Source organism: Streptomyces sp. SID13666 (genome assembly GCF_010548325.1).
Classification (GTDB): Bacteria; Actinomycetota; Actinomycetes; order Streptomycetales; family Streptomycetaceae; genus Actinacidiphila; species Actinacidiphila fildesensis.
In genome coordinates, this window is record NZ_JAAGLX010000012.1 from 134,074 (window position 1) to 152,825 (window position 18,752).

The window sequence follows — 18,752 nt, forward strand, 5'->3', positions numbered from 1 at the left end:
AGGACAACTCCATGACTGCCCTGACCGACCTCGGCACCCTTCCCGGCACCGCCGCCGGCTTCGACCCGACCGTCTTCCGCTCGGTGTTCCGCCGCCACGCGGCCGGGGTCGCCGTGATCACCGCGGCCGGCGACCGGCCGGTGGGTTTCACGGCCACCTCGCTCACCTCCGTATCGGCCGAACCCCCGCTGCTCTCGTTCGGCATCAGTACCGGTTCCTCCAGCTGGCCCACGCTGTCCGAGGTCCCGTTCGTCGGCGTCCATGTGCTCGGCGACCACCAGGAAGCGCTGGCCGCGACCTTCGCGCGCAGCGGCGCCGACCGGTTCGGCCCGGCCACCGACTGGCGCGAGGGGCCGCACGGTGTGCCGGTGCTCGGCGAGGTCTCGGCCTGGCTGGTCTGCCGCGTGCTGGCCCGTATCCCGGCGGGCGATCACCGGATCGTGGTGGCACAGGCCGTCGCGGGCGACCCGACGGGCCCCGGCAGCCCGCTCCTCTACCACCAGGGCGGCTTCAACGGGCTGCGCCACTGACCCGTTCCGGACCGTGGCGTCGGCAACGTCACAGTTCATCACCCTTGCTTACGGGTGAGGAGCTGGGTGTACTGGCGAGTAACCTTCTGTTGGAACGCTGGTGCGTGCCGGTGGGGGGCCACCCCGCTAAGGCGCCTATGCTGCCTGCAAGGGCAGTTGACGAGACTAAGCAGTAGGAGAGCAGGCGTGAGCTTGAGGATCGTTGTCTGTGTGAAGTACGTGCCCGACGCCACGGGCGACCGTCACTTCGCCGAGGACCTGACCACTGACCGCGACGCCGTTGACGGTCTGCTGTCCGAGCTCGACGAGTACGCGGTCGAGCAGGCGCTGCAGATCGCCGACGCCGCCGACGATGCCGAGATCACGGTACTGACCGTCGGTCCCGAGGACGCCAAGGACGCGCTGCGCAAGGCGCTGTCGATGGGCGCCCACAAGGCCATCCACGTCGAGGACGACGCACTGCACGGCACCGACGTGTTCGGTACCTCGCTGGTGCTCGCCAAGGCCGTGGAGCACGCCGGGTTCGACCTGGTCGTGTGCGGCATGGCCTCCACCGACGGCACCATGGGCGTGCTGCCGGCGATCCTCGCGGAGCGCCTCGGCGTCCCGCAGGTGACCCAGCTGTCCGAGGTGTCCGTCGCCGACGGCAAGGTGACCGGCCGCCGTGACGGCGACGCGGCGAGCGAGCAGCTCGAGGCGTCCCTCCCCGCCGTGATCTCCGTGACCGACCAGTCGGGCGAGGCCCGCTACCCGTCGTTCAAGGGCATCATGGCCGCCAAGAAGAAGCCGGTGGAGTCCCTGGACCTGTCCGACCTGGACATCGACGAGGCCACGGTCGGCCTCGCCGGCTCCTGGTCCACGGTGGACGAGGCCACGCAGCGCCCGGCGCGCACCGCCGGCACGATCGTCAAGGACGAGGGCGAGGGCGGCAAGCAGCTTGCCGCCTTCCTTGCGGAGCAGAAGTTCATCTAGAGCAGCCTCGCGAGGCTGAAGTTCATCTGAGCCGCGACCCATCCGCCCCCGCCCCTACAGATTTCGCAGGAGACCGTACCCATGGGTGAAGTCCTCGTCCTCGTCGACCACGTGGACGGTGCCGTCCGCAAGCCGACTCTCGAACTGCTGACCCTGGCCCGCCGGATCGGCGAGCCCGTCGCCGTCTTCCTCGGCGCCGGTGTCGACACCGCCGCCCCCGTGCTCGCCGAGTACGGCGCGGTCAAGGTGCTGGCCGCCGACGCGGCCGAGTTCGCCGACTACCTCGTCGTACCGAAGGTGGACGCGCTGCAGGCCGCCGCCCAGGCCGTGGAGCCGGTGGCCGTCCTGGTGCCGTCATCCGCGGAGGGCAAGGAGATCGCGGCCCGCCTCGCGCTGCGCCTCGGCTCCGGCATCATCACCGACGCCACCGACGTCGAGCCGGGCGAGGGTGGCCCGGTCGCCACACAGGCGGTGTTCGCCGCGTCGTTCACCACCAAGTCGCGCATCACCACCGGCGTGCCGGTCATCACCGTCAAGCCGAACTCCGCCGCGCCGGAGGCCGCCCCGGCCGCCGGCACGGTCGAGCAGCTCGCCGTCTCCTTCGGCGAGCTGGCCACGGGCACCAAGGTCCTCACGCGCACCCCGCGTGAGTCCACCGGCCGCCCGGAGCTGACCGAGGCCGCGATCGTGGTCTCGGGTGGACGCGGTGTCAACGGCGCCGAGAACTTCCACGTCATCGAGGCGCTCGCCGACTCGCTCGGTGCGGCCGTCGGCGCGTCCCGTGCCGCGGTGGACGCCGGCTGGTACCCGCACACCAACCAGGTGGGCCAGACCGGCAAGTCGGTCTCGCCGCAGCTCTACATCGCCAACGGCATCTCCGGCGCCATCCAGCACCGGGCCGGCATGCAGACCTCGAAGACGATCGTGGCGGTCAACAAGGACGCCGAGGCGCCGATCTTCGACCTGGTCGACTACGGCGTGGTCGGCGACCTGTTCCAGGTCGTCCCGCAGCTGACCGAGGAGATCACCGCCCGTAAGGGCTGATCCCGAGGAACGCCTCCGACGGCCCCCGCACGCCTGGCGCGTGCGGGGGCCGTCGTGCGTTCCGCCAGGTCCGCAGGGCCGGGAAAGAATAGGAAATCGCGTTTTACCCCGACATCCGGCCGGTCCGGGTGTTGACCCGGTCCTGCGGCGCGGATAGCTTCCCTTCAACGGTTTGTTGAAGTTCGGGAGGCTGGCACATGACGCAGGGTGAGACGGTCGGCACGACGTTGGCGGACGCGGTACGAGAGGGCATCGGTGCCTCGCTCGCCGCGACCGACGCGGAGCTGGCCCGCCGCTACCCCGGGGACCCGGGCACCCGGCAGCCGGTGCACACCGTCTACGTCCCCGCCGACGCCTTCACCGCCGACACCGTCCGCAGCTGGGGCCGGCAGGCGCTGGCCGCGCTCGACGAGCACGCCCCGGACGCGGCGGCCCTCGCTCGGGTGCTGGGCCTGAGCGACGAGCTCGCCGGGCCGGTCCACGACCGGATGCGCGCCAAGCTGGAGCGCGAGCCCGTCGAGGACCTGCGGATCGACTTCGAGGACGGCTACGGCCAGCGCCCGGACGCCGAGGAGGACGCCGCGGCCGTGGCCGCCGCCCGGATCGTCTCGGCCGCGGTTGAGGACGGGACCGCGCCCCCGTACATCGGCATCCGGATGAAGTGCATGGAGGCGGCGGTCCGCGACCGCGGGATCCGCACCCTGGACATCTTCCTCAGCACCCTGATGCGGTCCGGCGGCCTGCCGGACGGGCTGGTGCTGACGCTGCCGAAGGTGACCTTCCCGCAGCAGGTCACCGCGATGGTCCGGCTCTGCGAGGAGTTCGAGAAGGCGCACGGCCTGACGCCCGGCCGCATCGGCTTCGAGATCCAGATCGAGACGACCCAGTCGATCCTGGGCCCCGACGGCACCGCCACCGTGCCGCGCCTCATCGACGCCGCCGAGGGCCGCGCCACCGGACTGCACTACGGCACCTTCGACTACAGCGCCTCCTGTGGGGTCAGCGCCGCCTACCAATCGATGGACCACCCGGTCGCCGACTACGCCAAGGCGGTCATGCAGGTCGCCGCGGCGGGCACCGGCGTCCGGCTCTCCGACGGCTCCACGAACGTGTTGCCGGTCGGTCCGACCGCCCAGGTGCACGACGCCTGGCGGCTCCACCACGGCCTCGTCCGCCGCTCGCTCGCCCGCGCCTACTACCAGGGCTGGGACATGCACCCCGGCCACCTGCCCACCCGCTACGCCGCCGTCTACGCCTTCTACCGCGAGGGCCTCGACACCGCCGCGGCCCGGCTCACGGCGTACGTGGCCAAGGCCGGCGGCGATGTGATGGACGAGCCCGCCACCGCCAAGGCGCTCAGCGGCTACCTGCTGCGCGGCCTGGACTGCGGCGCCGTCGACCTCGAAGAGGTCACCGCCCGCACCGGGCTCGGCCGTGCGGAACTGGACGCCCTGGCCGGCCGCTGAGCCCCGGGGGAGCCTCCCACCGACCGTGCCCGGCCGGCGCGCCCTGACGGCGCCCGGCCGGGCACTGCGGTTCCGGGCCGGGCACCGGGGCCGCCGGCTACGGCGCCGGCGGGATCTCGCCCGAGCCGCGCACGATCAGCCGGGTGGGCAGCTCGATCCGGCGCGGCTTGTCCGATCCGCCGTCCAGCCGGCGGAAGAGCAGCTTGGCCGCCGCCCGTCCCAGTCCGACGGCGTCCTGCGCGATCACGGTGACCGCGGGGCGCAGCAGGTCGGCGAGCTCGAAGTCGTCGAACCCCACCAGGGCGACCGGACGCACCTCGCCGAGGAGCACCCGCACCGCGGTGACGGTGACCCGGTTGTTGCCGGCGAACAGCGCGGTGACCGGTTCCGGAGCGGCCAGCATCGCCGTCAGCGCGGCGCGTACCCGCTCGGGCGCGGTGGGGCCCATCGAGATCCACTCCTCGCTCACCGGCAGCCCCGCGGCGGCCATCGCCTCGCGGTAGCCGCGCAGCCGCTCGTTCGCGGTGTGGATCCGCAGCTCGTCGCCGATGAAGCCGATCCTGCGGTGGCCGTGTGCGATCAGATGGGCGACGCCCTCACGGGTGCCGCCCGCGCTGTCGCTGAGGACGACATCGGCGTCGATGCCGCCGGCCGGCCGGTCCACGAAGACGGTGGAGACACCGGCGTCGATCTCCGGTTCCAGATAGCGGTGGTCGTCGCTGGCGGGCACCACGACCAGCCCGTCCACCCGGCGGGCGCAGAACGCGAGGACCAGTTCCTGCTCGCGTTCGGCGTTCTCGGCGCTGGAACCGGTGAACAGCAGGGTCGAGTGCGCGCGGGCCACCTCTTCGACGGCCCGGCTCAGCGGCGAGTAGAAGGGGTCGGCGAGATCCTCCAGCACCAGCCCTATGCTGGCCGTGCGTCCGGTGCGGAGCAGCCGTGCGCTGTCGTTGCGCCGGAAGCCGAGGGCGTCGATCGCCTCCCGGACCCGCTGAATGGTGTCCGGGGTGACCCCCGGTTCCTCGTTGACCACCCGGGAGACCGTCTTGAGCCCGACTCCGGCCCGCGCCGCGACGTCCTTCATGGTGGGGCGGGGGGTATGCCCCGGGGTATGGGTCACTGTCGCGATATTCCTTGCCGCAATGAATGGACAACGTTGTCAGCGAAAGGAAACACTACTCCTAACCCCGCGTCACGTGCGGGTATCCGGCCAATGAGAGGGAGAACGGAACCCGATGCACTCCGACCGCGCCGCAGGCTCGCTGATTGCCGCACTGGACATCGGCGGAACGAAGATCGCCGGCGCTCTGGTCGACGCGAGCGGCCGGCTGCTCGTCCGCGCGCTGCGGCCGACCCCCGCCAAGCAGGACGGGGAGACGGTGATGCGCGCCGTCGGGGAGGTCCTCGGTGAGCTGCGCCTGGACGGCGGATGGCGGCGGGTGGTGGCCGTCGGCATCGGCAGCGCGGGCCCGGTGGACGCCTCGCGGGGCACCGTCAGCCCGGTCAACGTTCCCGGCTGGCGTGACTTCCCGCTGGTCGAGCGGGTGGCGCGGGCGGCCGACGCGCTTCCGGTCGTCCTGACGGGCGACGGCGTCGCGATGACTGCGGCCGAGCACTGGCTGGGCGCCGCCCGCGGCTACGACAACGCGCTCTGCATGGTCGTCTCCACCGGCGTCGGGGGCGGGCTGGTGCTCGGCGGCGCCCTGCTGCCCGGCCCCACGGGGAACGCGGGCCACATCGGCCACATCAGCGTCGACCTCGACGGCGACTCCTGCCCGTGCGGATCGCGCGGCTGTGTGGAGCGGCTGGCCAGCGGACCGAACATCGTCCGCCGGGCCCTGGAGAACGGCTGGGTGCCGGCCGGCGGCGCCGAGCCGACGGCCGCCGCCGTGGCGCAGTCCGCGCGCGCCGGCGACCCGGTCGCGCTGGCCTCCTTCGACCGGGCCGCGCAGGCGCTCGCGGCCGGGATCGCCGCCACCGCGACGCTCGTCGAGGTGCGGGTCGTGGTGATCGGCGGCGGGGTGGCCGGCGCGGGAGACGTGCTCTTCGGCCCGCTGCGCGCGCATCTGGCGCGCTACGCGACTCTGTCGTTCGCCGCCGGGATCGAGGTGGTTCCGGCGCTGCTGGGCACCGACGCGGGTCTGGTCGGCGCCGCGGCGGCCGCCGCCCAGGTGCTCGGACTGGCCGAGTTCTCACCGGAGTTCGCCCTGGAAGGGTGACCAGCGCTCCGATGACTGGCGGTACGCGGCGCCTGCGGAGTAGGGACATATCGTCCCGGATTCGGCTCCGCCCGGAGTGACGCAGCGTCATTCCACGGGAAATGGCGATTGTTTGTGTTGAACAATGGTTGAAATTGGTGAGGCGAGATCCTCTAGCTGTTGCCGGTCATCCGGTCAGAAACCTTGACACCGCCTCTTCTTGGCGATGGGATCGCACCGCTCGCGTTCGGTTGTGTTCAGTTCCACCCACGAGGAGGGGGACATGGCGCAGTCATCGTTCAGTGGTCGGCCCACAGTCGGGGAAGCGTCCGGACATCGGATCTCCCGCCGAAGTCTGTTACGGGGCACGGCGATCAGCGCGGGAGCGGTCACCCTTCCCTCGCTGCTCGCCGCCTGCAGCAGCGGTCCCTCCGGGGACGGCAAGACGGTCACTCTCGGTTCCAACGCGTCGGACGCCGTGCCGAAGACGGCGTTCCAGTCGGCCTTTGACGCCTATCAGCAGCAGTCGGGCCGGACGGTGAAGGTCAACACCGTCGACCACAACACCTTCCAGGAGAACATCAACCGCTATCTGCAGGGCAGCCCGGACGACGTCTTCATGTGGTTCGCCGGCAACCGGATGCAGTTCTTCGCGGAAAAGGGCCTGCTGTCCGACATCAGCGATGTGTGGTCGGGATTCAAGGGCTTCTCCGACGCGCTCAAGGCGCAGTCCACCGGGCATGACGGCAAGCAGTACTTCGTGCCGTACTACTACTACCCGTGGGCCGTCTTCCACCGCAAAAGCCTCTTCCAGCAGCACGGTTACCAGCCGCCGAAGACGTTCGACCAGTACACCGCGCTCGCCCGGCAGATGCAGAAGGACGGGCTCACGCCGATCGCCTTCGGCGACAAGGACGGCTGGCCCGCGATGGGCACGTTCGACTACATCAACCTGCGGGCCAACGGCTACGACTTCCACGCCTCGCTCATGGCCGGCAAGGAGTCCTGGACCGACCCCAAGGTCAAGCATGTCTTCGACCTCTGGCGCAGCCTGATGCCCTACCACCAGAAGGGCGCCAACGGCCGGACCTGGGAGGAGGCGGGGCAGAGCCTGCAGCAGCGCAAGACCGGCATGGCGGTCTTCGGACTGCCGCACCCCGGCACCCAGTTCCCCGAGGCCGAGCACGCGGACCTGGACTTCTTCCCCTTCCCGGAGATCGATCCGGCGCACGGGCAGGACTCGGTCGAAGCACCCATCGACGGCTTCCTGATGTCGAAGAAGGCCAAGAACAAGGACGCGGCACGGAACTTCCTCACGTACCTGGCCACCCCGGCGGCCGAGGACTCCTATCTCGCGAGCGACCCGAACAACGTCGGTGTCAACTCCGGTGCCTCCACCGCCAAGTACACCGAACTGCAGAAGAAGTCCGCGGTACTGGTCGCCGGCGCCCAACACATATCCCAGTACCTGGACCGCGACACCCGCCCGGACTTCGCCTCGACCGTCATGATCCCCGCGCTGCAGACGTTCATCAACAAGCCGGACGACATCGACGGGCTGGTCAACAGCATCGAGAGGCAGAAGAAGTCCATCTTCGCCGCCGCGGACTAGGAGTACAGGCTGTGCCGCAGATCATCACGCGGCGCGCCGGACGGCGGGGTCCGCGGAGGTTCTCCCCCCGCGACCTCGCCGTCCTCGGTGTGCTGCTCGGGATACCCGTCCTGCTGGAGATCGGCCTCATCTGGGGCCCCACGTTCGCCTCCATCGGGCTGTCGTTCACCAGCTGGGACGGCGTCGGCAGCATCCACTGGGTCGGCACCCGCAACTACCACGACCTGTTCACGAACTATCCGCCGTTCTGGCGGGCGGCCCGCAACAACCTGCTCTGGCTGGGGTTCCTGGGCCTGATCGCCACCCCCTTCGGGCTGCTGCTCGCGGTGCTCCTGGACAAGAACATCCGCTTCAGCCGCTTCTACCAGAGCACCCTGTACATGCCGGTCGTGCTCTCACTGGCGGTCGTCGGCTTCATCGCGCAGCTGGTCTTCTCCCGCGACCAGGGCGCCCTCAACGCCGTCCTGGCGAACACCGACAACCCGACCGACTGGCTGGGCGACCCCTCGCTGAACATCTGGGCGATCCTGCTCGCCGCGGCCTGGCGGCACACCGGCTACGTGATGATCCTCTTCCTGGCCGGGCTGAAGTCGGTGGACCCGGCCCTCAAGGAGGCCGCGGCGATCGACGGGGCCAGCGAGGTGCAGGCGTTCTTCCGGGTCGTGCTGCCGGCGCTGCGGCCGGTGAACGTCATCGTCGTGGTGATCACCGTCATCGAGGCGCTCCGGGCGTTCGACATCGTCTACGCCGTCAACCACGGTCGCAACGGCCTGGAACTGCTCAGCGTGCTCGTCACGGACAACATCATCGGCGAAGCGAGCCGGATCGGTTTCGGGTCGGCGATCGCGGTGGTGCTGCTCACCATCTCGCTGGGATTCATCGTGACGTACCTGGTCCAGGAGATGCGCGAGGAGAGGAAGCCATGACATCCGCCGTTGCCGCCCGGCCCTCCCACCAGCACGCGAAGGCCGCCACCGGCGGTTCGCGGGACCGGCGCCGGGTCCGGCCCGCGCGTCTGGGACTCCACACGTTCCTGATGGCCGTGTCGCTGGCGTTCCTCGCCCCGCTGCTGCTCGCGGTCTACGCCTCGTTGCGGCCCTACCAGGAGACCGCGAAGTACGGGTACTTCTCCCTGCCGCGGCATCTGTCGTTCGATTACTACCGGCAGGCGTTCACCGAGGGGGAGATGAGCAAGTACTTCGTCAACTCCCTGATCATCGCGGTGCCCGCGCTGCTGCTCACGCTGTTCTTCGCCTCCTTCGTCGCCTTCTCGGTGTCCCGGATCCAGCTCAGGGGCCGGGTCTTCCTGCTGGTCATGTTCACCGCGGGAAACCTGCTGCCGCAGCAGGTGATCGTGACCCCGCTGTACGCCCTCTTCAACCGGATTCCGCTCCCGTACTGGATGTCCGACTCGATGACGATGTACGACTCCTACTGGGCCGTGATCGCCGTCCAGGTGGCCTTCCAGACCGGCTTCTGCGTATTCGTTCTCGCCAATTTCATGCGCACCCTGCCGATGGAGATCATCGAGGCGGCGATCGTCGACGGCGCGGGCGTCTGGACCCAGTACTGGCGCATCACGCTGCCGCTGTGCCGGCCGGCTGTCGCGGCGCTCGCCACGCTGCAGTTCACCTGGATGTACAACGACTTCCTGTGGGCGCTGGTCTTCATGTCCTCCGGCGACAAACTGCCGATCACCTCGGCGCTGAACAACCTGCGCGGACAGTTCTTCACCGACTACAACCTGCTGGCGGCCGGGTCGGTCATGGTCGCGCTGCCCACGATCCTGGTCTTCATGATCCTGCAGCGGCAGTTCATCGCGGGCCTCACCCTCGGCGCGAACAAGGGGTGAAGCGGGAGCGGGCCCGGCGGTCAGCGGGTGGTCCGGCGCAGCGCCGGGACGAGGACCGCGGCCACGGCGGCGTGCACCAGGCACAGCGCGACCTTGGTCGCCGTCGTGGCCTCCTCGGCGAGGACCGGCAGCAGCGACAGCAGCAGCACCGCCGTGGCGAGCGTGGTCCACGCGGTGCGGGCGTGCCGGGTGAAGCGCTCCAGCAGCGCCAGGCCGCCCCAGCCGAGGAGTGCGAACAGCAGGCTGAAGACGGCCACGACCGGCAGGTTGATGACGGTCCTGCCCATGGAGTCGGCGAGCGCGAAGTCCGCACCCGCGGCGTGGCCCACGGCCCGGAGCGCGCAGGTGGCGACGACGGCGCCGGCCACGGCGGCGGCCCGGACGCGCCGCCGCCGGCCCGATGCGGCGGCGGACAGCCGGCGGGCCGCGGAGGGGCGGTTCACGGACGGGGACGCGGAGTGGGTCGTGGTCATGATGCTGCTCCTGAGGTGGGGAGGGACGGCGTCCGGGCCGGGTGCTCCGGCGCTGCGCGCCGGCCGGACCGTGCTTCTGCTCATGGCTTCTACTCATGCGTCGAACGGGGTCGCCCCGGATCGACACGGCGGGAGAACTTTCTTCCGGGCGGGTGACGGGCGGGTGCAGGCTGGGCGCCGAGAGGAGCGTGGGGAGGCCGTCGGGAGGCCGTCGGTGGGGGCCGGTACGAGCCGATGGCCGGTACTGCGCGTTTGCCGATAGCGATGATCCGGGCAATTCGTAGGGGGCTACGGAGAAGGGGGCACCGTGATCGTCTGGGTGAACGGGGCGGTCGGCGCTGGCAAGACCAGCGCCGCACGCGAACTGCTGGACCTACTGCCGGGCAGCACTCTCTACGATCCGGAGGTCGTCGGTACGGGACTCGGCCAGTTGTTGTCCGAGAAGCGGCTCCAGGAGGTGACCGACCTCCAGGACCTGCAGATCTGGCGGCGGCTGGTGGTCGACACCGCCGCCGCGCTGCTCCAGGAGGTCGGGGGAGTGCTGGTCGTCCCGGCCACTCTGCTGCGGCAGGAGTACCGCGACGAGTTGTTCGGCGGTCTGGCCTCGCGCGGAATCGTGGTGCGACATGTGCTGCTCGACCCAGGGGAAACGATCCTGCGGGAGCGTCTCGCCCGCCGGGAGGAGGCGGAGGAGGAGCTGCGGGCGGACCCCGGCGAGGGACCGGACGGCGGACCGGTCGGCGGGCTGCCGCTGCCGCCCGGCGCCGGCGCGCCGGAGCGCCGCTGGTCCGGGAACCACCTTCCGGAGTACCTGGACGCGCTGTCCTGGCTCAGCACCGACGCGTATGTCATCAGGACGGCGAAGCTGACGCCCCGCCAGACCGCGGAGCGGATCGCCGAGGCGCTGCGCCAGGGTGTGGGGCGCTGCGACATCGTGCAGACCCCGGAACCCACGGCGGAGACCGTCGCCTCCGGGGTGCTGCTCTTCGACGAGCACGACCGGGTGCTGCTCGTCGATCCGACCTACAAACCGGGCTGGGAGTTCCCCGGCGGGGTCGTCGAGCGGGGCGAGGCACCGGCGCAGGCGGGACTGCGCGAGGTCTCCGAGGAACTGGGCATCGAACTCGCCGTGGTGCCGAGGCTGCTGGTCGTCGACTGGGAACCGCCGGCGCCACCCGGCTTCGGCGGAATGCGGCTGCTCTTCGACGGCGGACGCATACCCGCGGCCGACGCCGAACGGCTGCTGCTCCCCGGCGCCGAACTGCGCGGCTGGCGGTTCGTCACCGAGGACGAGGCCGCGGGGCTGCTGCCCCCGGTACGGCTGGACCGGCTGCACTGGGCGCTGCGGGCCCGCGAGCGCGGCGTCCCGCTGAACCTGGAGGCCGGCCGGCCCGTCGAGTGAACCGGCCTGACGGGGTCCCGCCGCTCAGCGGCGGGACCCCGTCAGCTCATACGGACTTGGACGCGGCGTACTGGCCCAGGAACAGCGCCTCGGCCAGCGACAGGCGTTCCAGCTCCTGCGGGGAGACGCTCTCGTTCACCGCGTGGATCTGGGCGTCCGGCTCGCTCAGGCCGATCAGCAGGATCTCCGCCTCGGGGTACAGCGTGGCCAGGGTGTTGCACAGCGGGATCGACCCGCCCTGACCGGCGATCTCCAGCTCCTGGCCGTACGCGGTGCGCATGGCGTCGGCCATCGCGGTGTACGCCGGGCTGGTGGTGTCGGCGCGGAACGGCTGGCCGCTGCCGCGCTGGGTGACCTCGACCCGGGCACCCCAGGGGGCGGCCGCCCGCAGATGCGCGATGAGCGCGTCGGCGGCCTCCTGCGCGTCCATGCCCGGCGGCACCCGGAGGCTGACCACCGCTCCCGCGCTCGCCTGGACGGACGGGGTCGCGCCCACCATCGGCGGGCAGTCGATGCCCAGCACGGTCACCGACGGCCGGGCCCAGACCCGGTCCGAGACCGTGCCGGTGCCGACGAGGCCGACACCGTCCAGCACCTTGGCGTCCTTGCGGAAGTCGTCCTCCGGGTACTGCAGCCCGTCCCACCGGCCGTCCGCGGCCAGCCCGTCGACGGTGGTGGCGCCGTTCTCGTCGCGCAGGGTGCCGAGCATGTGGATGAGCGCGGCGAGCGCGTCCGGGGCCGCACCGCCGAACTGGCCCGAGTGCAGATTGCCGCCGAGGGTCTCGACCTTCACCTCGACCATCGCCATGCCGCGCAGGGTCGCGGTGACCGTCGGCAGCCCGACCCGGAAGTTGCCCGTGTCACCGATCACGATCGCGTCGGCCGTCAGCAGCTCGGGGTGCGCCTCGACGTAACGTTCCAGGCCGCCGGTGCCCTGCTCCTCGGAACCCTCGACGATGACCTTGATGCTCACCGGGGACCCGCCGTGCTCGCGCAGCGCGCGCAGCGCCGTGAGGTGCATCAGGATGCCGCCCTTGCAGTCGGCGGCGCCGCGCCCGTACCAGCGGCCGTCCCGCTCGGTCAGCTCGAACGGCGGCGAGATCCAGGCGGCTTCGTCCAGGGGCGGCTGCACGTCGTAGTGCGCGTACAGCAGCACGGTCGGCGCGCCCTGCGGTCCTGGGAGGTATCCGTAGACCGACTGGGTGCCGTCCGGGGTGTCCAGCAGTGCCACGTCCTGGAAGCCGTCGGCCCGCAGTGCGTCGGCGACCCAGCCGGCGGCCTTCTCGCAGCCGCTCCTCGGGAACTGGCGTTCGTCGGCGACCGACGCGAACGACACGAGCTCGGCGAGTTCCGCGCGGGCGCGCGGCATGAGGGAGGCGACGGTTTCGGAGAGCGGGACGGCCTGCATGGGCGCTCCTTGCGGGTGTGATGGTGTGTTCGTGCGCACAAGTGGACGTTGCCGATGGTGCCACAGCGGTCGGAGCCGGGTTCTCGCCATAGGATGCGGCTGAGCAGGGGCGACGAGAGTCGGCGGGTCGAGCGGGAGCGGAATCACACGTGAGCAGCGAGCAAGCGGCGCAGGGCAGCGGTTCGGCGGACGACGGAGCGGACGACACGGTCTGGGATGTCGTGGTGGTCGGTGCCGGCCCCGGTGGTGCCTCGGCAGCCCATGCGGCGGCCGCCGCCGGCCGCAGGGTGCTGCTGCTGGAGAAATCCGAACTCCCGCGCTACAAGACATGCGGCGGCGGCATCATCGGCCCCTCCCGCGACTCGCTGCCGCCCGGCTTCGAGCTTCCGCTGCGGGACCGCGTGCACGCGGTCACCTTCAGTCTCAACGGCAAGCTGACCCGCACCAAGCGCTCGCGGCACATGCTGTTCGGCCTGATCAACCGCCCCGAGTTCGACGAGGCCCTGGTCCGGACGGCGCAGGAGGCCGGGGCCGTGCTGCGGACCGGGGTGACCGTTTCCCGCGTGGAGCAGCACGGCCCGGCCGTGCCCGACCGGCGGACGGTCGCCGTCGTGCTCAACGACGGGGCGACCGTCCTGGCCCGCGCCGTGGTCGGCGCCGACGGCAGCGCCAGCCGGATAGGAGCTCACGTCGGGGTCAAGCTGGACCAGGTCGACCTCGGCCTGGAGGCCGAGATCCCGGTACCGGTGTCGGTGGCCGAGGACTGGGCCGGCCGCGTCCTCATCGACTGGGGCCCGCTCCCCGGCAGTTACGGCTGGGTGTTCCCCAAGGGCGACTCGCTCACCGTCGGCGTGATCTCCGCGCGCGGTGACGGCAGCGCGACCAAGCGCTACCTGGAGGACTTCATCGCCCGCCTCGGGCTGGCCGGCTTCGAACCGAGCATCTCCTCCGGGCACCTCACCCGCTGCCGCTCCGACGACTCCCCGCTGTCCCGTGGCCGGGTCCTGGTGTGCGGTGACGCCGCGGGGCTGCTGGAGCCGTGGACCCGTGAGGGCATCTCGTTCGCGCTGCGCTCCGGACGGCTGGCGGGGGAGTGGGCGGTCCGGATCTCCGAGGCGCACGACGCGGTCGACGCCCGCCGGCAGGCGCTGAACTACGCCTTCGCCGTGAAGGCCGGGCTCGGTGTGGAGATGGGGGTGGGGCGGCGGATGCTGGCCCTGTTCGAGAAGCGCCCCGGTCTGCTGCACGCCGTTCTCACCACCTTCCCGCCGGCCTGGAACGCTTTCGCGGGGATCACCCGCGGCAAGGGCACCCTCGCGGACCTGGTCCGTAACCATCCGCTCGCCCGCCGGGCGCTGTGGGCGCTGGACCGTTCGTAACGGCGGCCCATGGAACGGCACTTGAGGGGAAGGCGACTTCCCAGGAGGTGCCGTCAACATGGTGTTGCGCGACAGTGCGGGCCGAATGCCGTGGTGGGCCAGGCTGACCGCCACGGTGGTGGTCCTGGCCGGGCTTTTCTTTCTCTTCGCCAAGGCAGACCTGCTTCCCGGAATCCCCAATCCGTTCGGCGAGAAGACCAAGGACCGCAGCGGTCCCGTGGTGCTGAAGTCGATCCAGGACATGAGCCGCTTCCAGGGCGCGAGCGGGAACTTCCAGGTCGTCGTCGATCTGCAGAAGGACGCGACCTTCCTTCCCGACTCCGTGAAGGGCAAGCGGACGCTGTACGTCGGCGCGGGCAGCGTCGACTCCTATGTGGACCTGGGCAAGGTCGGCAAGGACGCGGTCACGGTCTCCGCCGACCGCACCGCCGCGACCATCCGGCTGCCCCACGCGGAGCTGGAGCGCACCGCCCTCGACCCGAAGAACTCCTATGTGGTCTCCCAGCAGCGGGGCTTCTTCGACCGGCTCGGCGACTTCCTGGGCAATAACCCCGGGAACGAGAAGCAGCTGAACGAACTGGCCGCGCAGAAGATCCAGGACGCGGCCAAGGCGACCGAGCTGGGCCGGCGCGCGGAGGCCAACACCCAGTCGATGCTGCAGCGGCTGCTCACCTCGCTCGGGTTCACCAAGGTCGAGGTGACCTTCGCCCCGTAGTCCGACGGCTCCGTGGTCCCGTGGCCCGTCGACCCCTGTTCCTGGCGGTCCGCCCGCAGGCCGTTCGCGGGCGGTTCGCCGTCAGCCCGAGGTGGTGACCAGGAAGACGGGGTGCTTGTGCGCTATCGCGCGCAGCTCCTCGTCGGTCGAATCGGGTCCGACGCCGCCGAAGAACACGCCGACCTCGGCCTTCCAGCGCTTGAGGTAGGCGCGCAGCAGCACCGGCTTGTCGTCATCGGCGATCTCGGTCGCGGTGAACTCCTCGGTCTTCCGGCCGAGGATCAGCTGCCCGCCGCCGGCCGCCCGCATGTTGTGCGTCCACTGGACGTGCCCGCGCGGGGCCACCAGGTAGCGCTCCTCGCCGACCGTCAGCAGGTTGACCGGGGTGCGCCGCCATTCGCCGCTCTTGCGGCCCTTCACGGCCAGCACCCGCGATCCCCAGATGCTCAGCCCGCGCCGGGTCAGCCACGCGACGGTGCGGTTGAAGACGTTGACGGTGAACCAGCCGGGCTTCTTGACGTGGTCGCGGTCGGCCATGATCGGTGCTCCCTGAGGCGAAATGGAGAGCGGTGCTCTCGCTTGAGTTCAGCCTGTCACCGTCGTCCGGAAAAAACAAGAGCGGTGCTCTCATTGTTGGCCGATGCTCCGGAAGATGGCAGACTGGACGACATGAGTGTGATCCGCGGAGCCAGGGAACGGGCCCGAATCGAAGTAACCGCCGCCATAAAGGAAGAAGCGAGACGGCAGCTGGCCGCCGAGGGCGCGTCCCGCCTCTCCCTGCGTGCGGTGGCGCGCGAGCTGGGCATGGTCTCCTCGGCCCTCTACCGCTACTTCCCGAGCCGGGACGAGCTGCTGACCGCGCTCATCATCGACGCGTACGACGCCATGGGAGCGGAGGCCGAGGCCGCCCTCGCCCGCACGGCCGGCGACGCCCCGCACGCGCGCTGGGTGGCGGTCTGCAGCTCGGTGCGCGACTGGGCCCTGGCACGCCCGCACGAGTACGCCCTCATCTACGGCTCGCCGGTGCCCGGCTACATCGCGCCGATGGACACCGTGGGCCCCGCCTCCCGCGTTCCGCTCACGCTGGTCGCCGTGGTGCGGGAGGCGCATGCGGCCGGCACCCTGGGCCCGCCCCCCGGATCGCCGCTGGCCGCGCCGGTCAGGGCGGACGCCGCCCGGCTGGCGGCGGAGCTGGGCCCGGAGCTCCCCATCCCGGTCGTCGCCGCGCTGGTCGGCAGCTGGGCCCAGCTCTTCGGACTGCTGAGCTTCGAGCTCTTCGGCCAGTTCAACCGCGTGGTGGCGGCCCGCGGTGCGTTCTTCGACCAGGCCGTGGGCGCGCTGGCCGGCCAGGTCGGGCTGTCGCCCGCCGCCGTACTCCCGGCGGAGTAGTCACGATGACCACCGGCAGCGGACGACGGCCACCGGTCCGCCGGTCTAGCGTTGCGGCATGACAGACCAGGAGTCGCCCCGGGCACCCCGGTTCCGTGGCATCGCCACCCGCTACCCCTGGATCTCCTCGATCGCCGTGGCGGTCGCGCAGCTCGTCGGCTCCAACGGAGCGGCGCGCAACCAGACGGGCCGCGTGCCCCTGGACGCGCTGGCCTACGTACTGCTGCTGGCAGGACCGGCGATGCTGCCGCTGCGCCACCGCCTGCCGGTGTTCGTCGCCGCCGGCACCGCCGCCGTGGCCGGCGGCTATCTCGCGCTCGGCTACCCGTACGGGCCGGTCTTCCTCAGCGTGGTCGTGGCCTTCTTCGCCGCCATCGGAGCGGGCCGCCGCCGCGCCGTGCTGATCATCGCGGGGGTGGTCTACGCAGGGGAGCTGCTGGTCGGCCAGTGGCTGTACCGCTGGCTGCCGCCGGAGGGCGACGGCCCCTCGTCCTGGATGGCCGCGTCCGGCATCGCCGCCTGGCTGCTGGCGGTCCTGGCCGGCGCCGAGCTGTTCCGGGCCCGCCGTGAGCGGATCGCGCGCGAGCGGCGCGAGCGCGAGGAGGCGGAGAACCGGCGCGCCGACGAGGAGCGGCTGCGGATCGCCCGGGAGCTGCACGACGTCCTCGCGCACAGCATCTCGGTGATCAATGTGCAGGCGGGTGTCGCCCTCGCGCTCATGGACGACCACCCCGAGCAGGCCCGTACGGCGCTGACCACCATCAAAGCCGCCAGCAAGGAGGCACTCGGCGAGGTCCGGCAGGTGCTCAGCACCCTGCGGGCACCGGGTGACGCGCCGCGGTCGCCCGCCCCCGGCCTGGACCGGCTGCCCGAACTCGCCGAACAGGCGGCCGGCGCCGGTCTGACGGTGGACATCACCACCGCCGGAGCGCGCTTCCCGCTGCCGCCCGGCGCGGACCTCGCGGCGTTCCGCATCATCCAGGAGGCGCTGACCAACATCGTCCGGCACTCCGGCTCCCGCACCGCGCGCGTCCGCCTCGGATACGGGCCGGAGGGGGTCGAGCTGAGCGTGGACGACGACGGACCCTCGGCGCAGCGGCAGGAGGGCGACGGGGGCGGCGGCAACGGCCTGATCGGTATGCGCGAACGGGCCGCGGCGCTGGGCGGCACGGTCGAGGCAGGACCGCGCCCCGGCGGCGGCTTCCGCGTGCTGGCACGGCTGCCGTCCGGCGCGGCCGGTACCGTGGCGGGCGCCACCGAGGAAGAGGGCCGATGATCCGCGTACTGCTTGCCGACGACCAGGTCCTGGTGAGGGCCGGCTTCCGGGCGCTGCTCGACGTCCAGAGCGATATCGAGGTGGTCGGTGAGGCCGACGACGGGGAGGCGGCGCTGCGGCTGGTGCGCGAACTCACCCCGGACGCCGTCCTGATGGACATCCGCATGCCGCGTATGGACGGTCTGGCGGCCACCCGGCACATCACCGCGGATCCGGCGCTGACCGGCGTCAAGGTGGTCATCCTGACCACGTTCGAGCTGGACGAGTACGTCTTCGAGGCGATCCGCGCCGGTGCCTCCGGCTTCCTGGTCAAGGACACCGAGCCGGCGGAACTGCTGCGGGCGGTCCGGGCGGTGGTGGAGGGCGACGCCCTCCTCTCGCCGGGGGTGACCCGCCGGCTGATCGCGGAGTTCGCGGCCCGGTCGAAGGAGCCGACGACCGTCGCGGGCCTGGAGCACCTCACCGACCGCGAGCGCGAGGTGATGGCGCTGGTGGGCATCGGCCTGTCGAACGAGGAGATCGCCCGCAGACTCGTTGTCAGCCCGCTCACCGCCAAGACCCATGTCAGCCGCGCCATGATCAAGCTCGGTGCCCGCGACCGGGCCCAACTCGTCGTCCTGGCCTATGAGTCCGGGCTGGTACGCCCTGGGTGGCTCGGCTGACCGATGGGGCCGGCACCCGACCGGGGTTGAATCGATCCGGCTCAGCGGGATTCTCTGCGGCCCGGTACGTCCCGCGCTTCGCGCGTCCGGTTCTCATGGCGCTGCAGGACGCCGGCCACCGTGCCGCAGAAGGTCACCACCGCCACGGCGACGGCCGCAGTCACCCAGCTGTGCCGGGCGTCCCCGTGCACTCGCCCGGCGAGCACCGGGCTCACCACCAGGGCGAAGGCGATCGCGGCGAAGACCGTTCCGGCCGCCGCCGCGTACATCATCTCGACCGTGGTGGCGTCCCGCTCGGCCTGTGTACGAGTCCTACGCATAGGAACACCCTTCCCCTGGGACCGGCGGCACAATCCGCCGGTCCGGCACCCGGC

General features: G+C 71.4%; 19 protein-coding genes. 14 read left to right on the forward strand and 5 right to left on the reverse strand.

The annotated features are described in order from the left end of the window. Positions 1–11 precede the first annotated feature (11 nt). The 4 genes from G3I60_RS18240 to G3I60_RS18255 all read left to right on the forward strand — a co-directional run bounded on the left by G3I60_RS18240 (position 12) and on the right by G3I60_RS18255 (position 4,012). The gene (locus G3I60_RS18240; protein ID WP_164294242.1) at positions 12–530 is read left to right on the forward strand and encodes a flavin reductase family protein; all 519 of its coding nucleotides are present in this window, start codon (positions 12–14) and stop codon (positions 528–530) included. Between the two features lie 186 nt (positions 531–716). Then, positions 717–1,502, forward strand: coding sequence for an electron transfer flavoprotein subunit beta/FixA family protein (locus G3I60_RS18245; protein ID WP_164294241.1), 786 nt, complete (start codon positions 717–719; stop codon positions 1,500–1,502). 81 nt (positions 1,503–1,583) lie between these two features. Further along, positions 1,584–2,546, forward strand: a complete 963-nt coding sequence (locus G3I60_RS18250) for an electron transfer flavoprotein subunit alpha/FixB family protein (protein WP_138353868.1) — start codon at positions 1,584–1,586, stop codon at positions 2,544–2,546. Between the two features lie 197 nt (positions 2,547–2,743). Next, positions 2,744–4,012, forward strand: a complete 1,269-nt coding sequence (locus G3I60_RS18255) for an aldolase/citrate lyase family protein (RefSeq protein WP_164294240.1) — start codon at positions 2,744–2,746, stop codon at positions 4,010–4,012. 97 nt (positions 4,013–4,109) lie between these two features. Here the strand turns inward: G3I60_RS18255 and G3I60_RS18260 are convergent, their stop codons facing one another. Continuing rightward, a complete protein-coding gene (locus G3I60_RS18260) occupies positions 4,110–5,096 on the reverse strand; it encodes a LacI family DNA-binding transcriptional regulator (protein WP_138353866.1) in 987 nt (328 codons plus the stop codon). Between the two features lie 151 nt (positions 5,097–5,247). Between G3I60_RS18260 and G3I60_RS18265 the strand changes: the two genes are divergently transcribed. The 4 genes from G3I60_RS18265 (at position 5,248) to G3I60_RS18280 (ending at position 9,674) form a co-directional block, all read left to right on the forward strand. Further along, positions 5,248–6,231, forward strand: coding sequence for an ROK family protein (locus tag G3I60_RS18265; RefSeq protein ID WP_138353865.1), 984 nt, complete (start codon positions 5,248–5,250; stop codon positions 6,229–6,231). A gap of 262 nt (positions 6,232–6,493) precedes the next feature. Next, entirely contained in the window at positions 6,494–7,822 is a 1,329-nt protein-coding gene (locus tag G3I60_RS18270; protein ID WP_203673225.1) for an ABC transporter substrate-binding protein, read from the forward strand. Between the two features lie 11 nt (positions 7,823–7,833). Then, complete coding sequence (locus tag G3I60_RS18275) at positions 7,834–8,748, forward strand: carbohydrate ABC transporter permease (protein ID WP_164294239.1); 915 nt, start codon at positions 7,834–7,836, stop codon at positions 8,746–8,748. Further along, complete coding sequence (locus tag G3I60_RS18280) at positions 8,745–9,674, forward strand: carbohydrate ABC transporter permease (protein ID WP_138353863.1); 930 nt, start codon at positions 8,745–8,747, stop codon at positions 9,672–9,674. The genes G3I60_RS18275 and G3I60_RS18280 overlap by 4 nt, the downstream gene beginning before the upstream one ends. 20 nt (positions 9,675–9,694) lie before the next feature. Here the strand turns inward: G3I60_RS18280 and G3I60_RS18285 are convergent, their stop codons facing one another. Then, the gene (locus tag G3I60_RS18285) at positions 9,695–10,147 is read right to left on the reverse strand and encodes a DUF6069 family protein (RefSeq protein ID WP_164294238.1); all 453 of its coding nucleotides are present in this window, start codon (positions 10,145–10,147) and stop codon (positions 9,695–9,697) included. 307 nt (positions 10,148–10,454) lie between these two features. On the opposite strand from G3I60_RS18285, the gene G3I60_RS18290 reads away from it, so the two are divergent. Then, a complete protein-coding gene (locus G3I60_RS18290; RefSeq protein WP_164294237.1) occupies positions 10,455–11,549 on the forward strand; it encodes an NUDIX hydrolase in 1,095 nt (364 codons plus the stop codon). A gap of 46 nt (positions 11,550–11,595) precedes the next feature. Here G3I60_RS18290 and G3I60_RS18295 read toward each other — a convergent pair whose 3' ends face one another. Further along, positions 11,596–12,957, reverse strand: a complete 1,362-nt coding sequence (locus G3I60_RS18295; RefSeq protein WP_164294236.1) for a dipeptidase — start codon at positions 12,955–12,957, stop codon at positions 11,596–11,598. 149 nt (positions 12,958–13,106) lie between these two features. Here G3I60_RS18295 and G3I60_RS18300 point away from each other — a divergent pair, with 149 nt between their 5' ends. Next, positions 13,107–14,336 (forward strand): geranylgeranyl reductase family protein, encoded by a 1,230-nt coding sequence (locus G3I60_RS18300; RefSeq protein WP_138353859.1) that lies wholly within the window; start codon positions 13,107–13,109, stop codon positions 14,334–14,336. 58 nt (positions 14,337–14,394) lie between these two features. Next, a complete protein-coding gene (locus tag G3I60_RS18305) occupies positions 14,395–15,051 on the forward strand; it encodes a DUF4230 domain-containing protein (RefSeq protein ID WP_138353858.1) in 657 nt (218 codons plus the stop codon). 81 nt (positions 15,052–15,132) lie between these two features. Here G3I60_RS18305 and G3I60_RS18310 read toward each other — a convergent pair whose 3' ends face one another. Next, entirely contained in the window at positions 15,133–15,588 is a 456-nt protein-coding gene (locus G3I60_RS18310) for a nitroreductase family deazaflavin-dependent oxidoreductase (protein ID WP_164294235.1), read from the reverse strand. Between the two features lie 132 nt (positions 15,589–15,720). Between G3I60_RS18310 and G3I60_RS18315 the strand changes: the two genes are divergently transcribed. From G3I60_RS18315 to G3I60_RS18325, 3 genes are read left to right on the forward strand one after another with little or no spacing between them, the layout of a single operon-like run. After that, positions 15,721–16,440, forward strand: a complete 720-nt coding sequence (locus tag G3I60_RS18315; RefSeq protein ID WP_164294234.1) for a TetR/AcrR family transcriptional regulator — start codon at positions 15,721–15,723, stop codon at positions 16,438–16,440. Between the two features lie 58 nt (positions 16,441–16,498). Further along, positions 16,499–17,716, forward strand: a complete 1,218-nt coding sequence (locus G3I60_RS18320) for a sensor histidine kinase (protein WP_164294233.1) — start codon at positions 16,499–16,501, stop codon at positions 17,714–17,716. Further along, entirely contained in the window at positions 17,713–18,378 is a 666-nt protein-coding gene (locus G3I60_RS18325; RefSeq protein ID WP_138353854.1) for a response regulator transcription factor, read from the forward strand. The genes G3I60_RS18320 and G3I60_RS18325 overlap by 4 nt, the downstream gene beginning before the upstream one ends. Positions 18,379–18,419: 41 nt before the next feature. On the opposite strand, the gene G3I60_RS18330 is transcribed toward G3I60_RS18325, so the two are convergent. Continuing rightward, positions 18,420–18,698, reverse strand: a complete 279-nt coding sequence (locus G3I60_RS18330) for a DUF6332 family protein (RefSeq protein WP_164294232.1) — start codon at positions 18,696–18,698, stop codon at positions 18,420–18,422. Positions 18,699–18,752 lie beyond the last annotated feature (54 nt).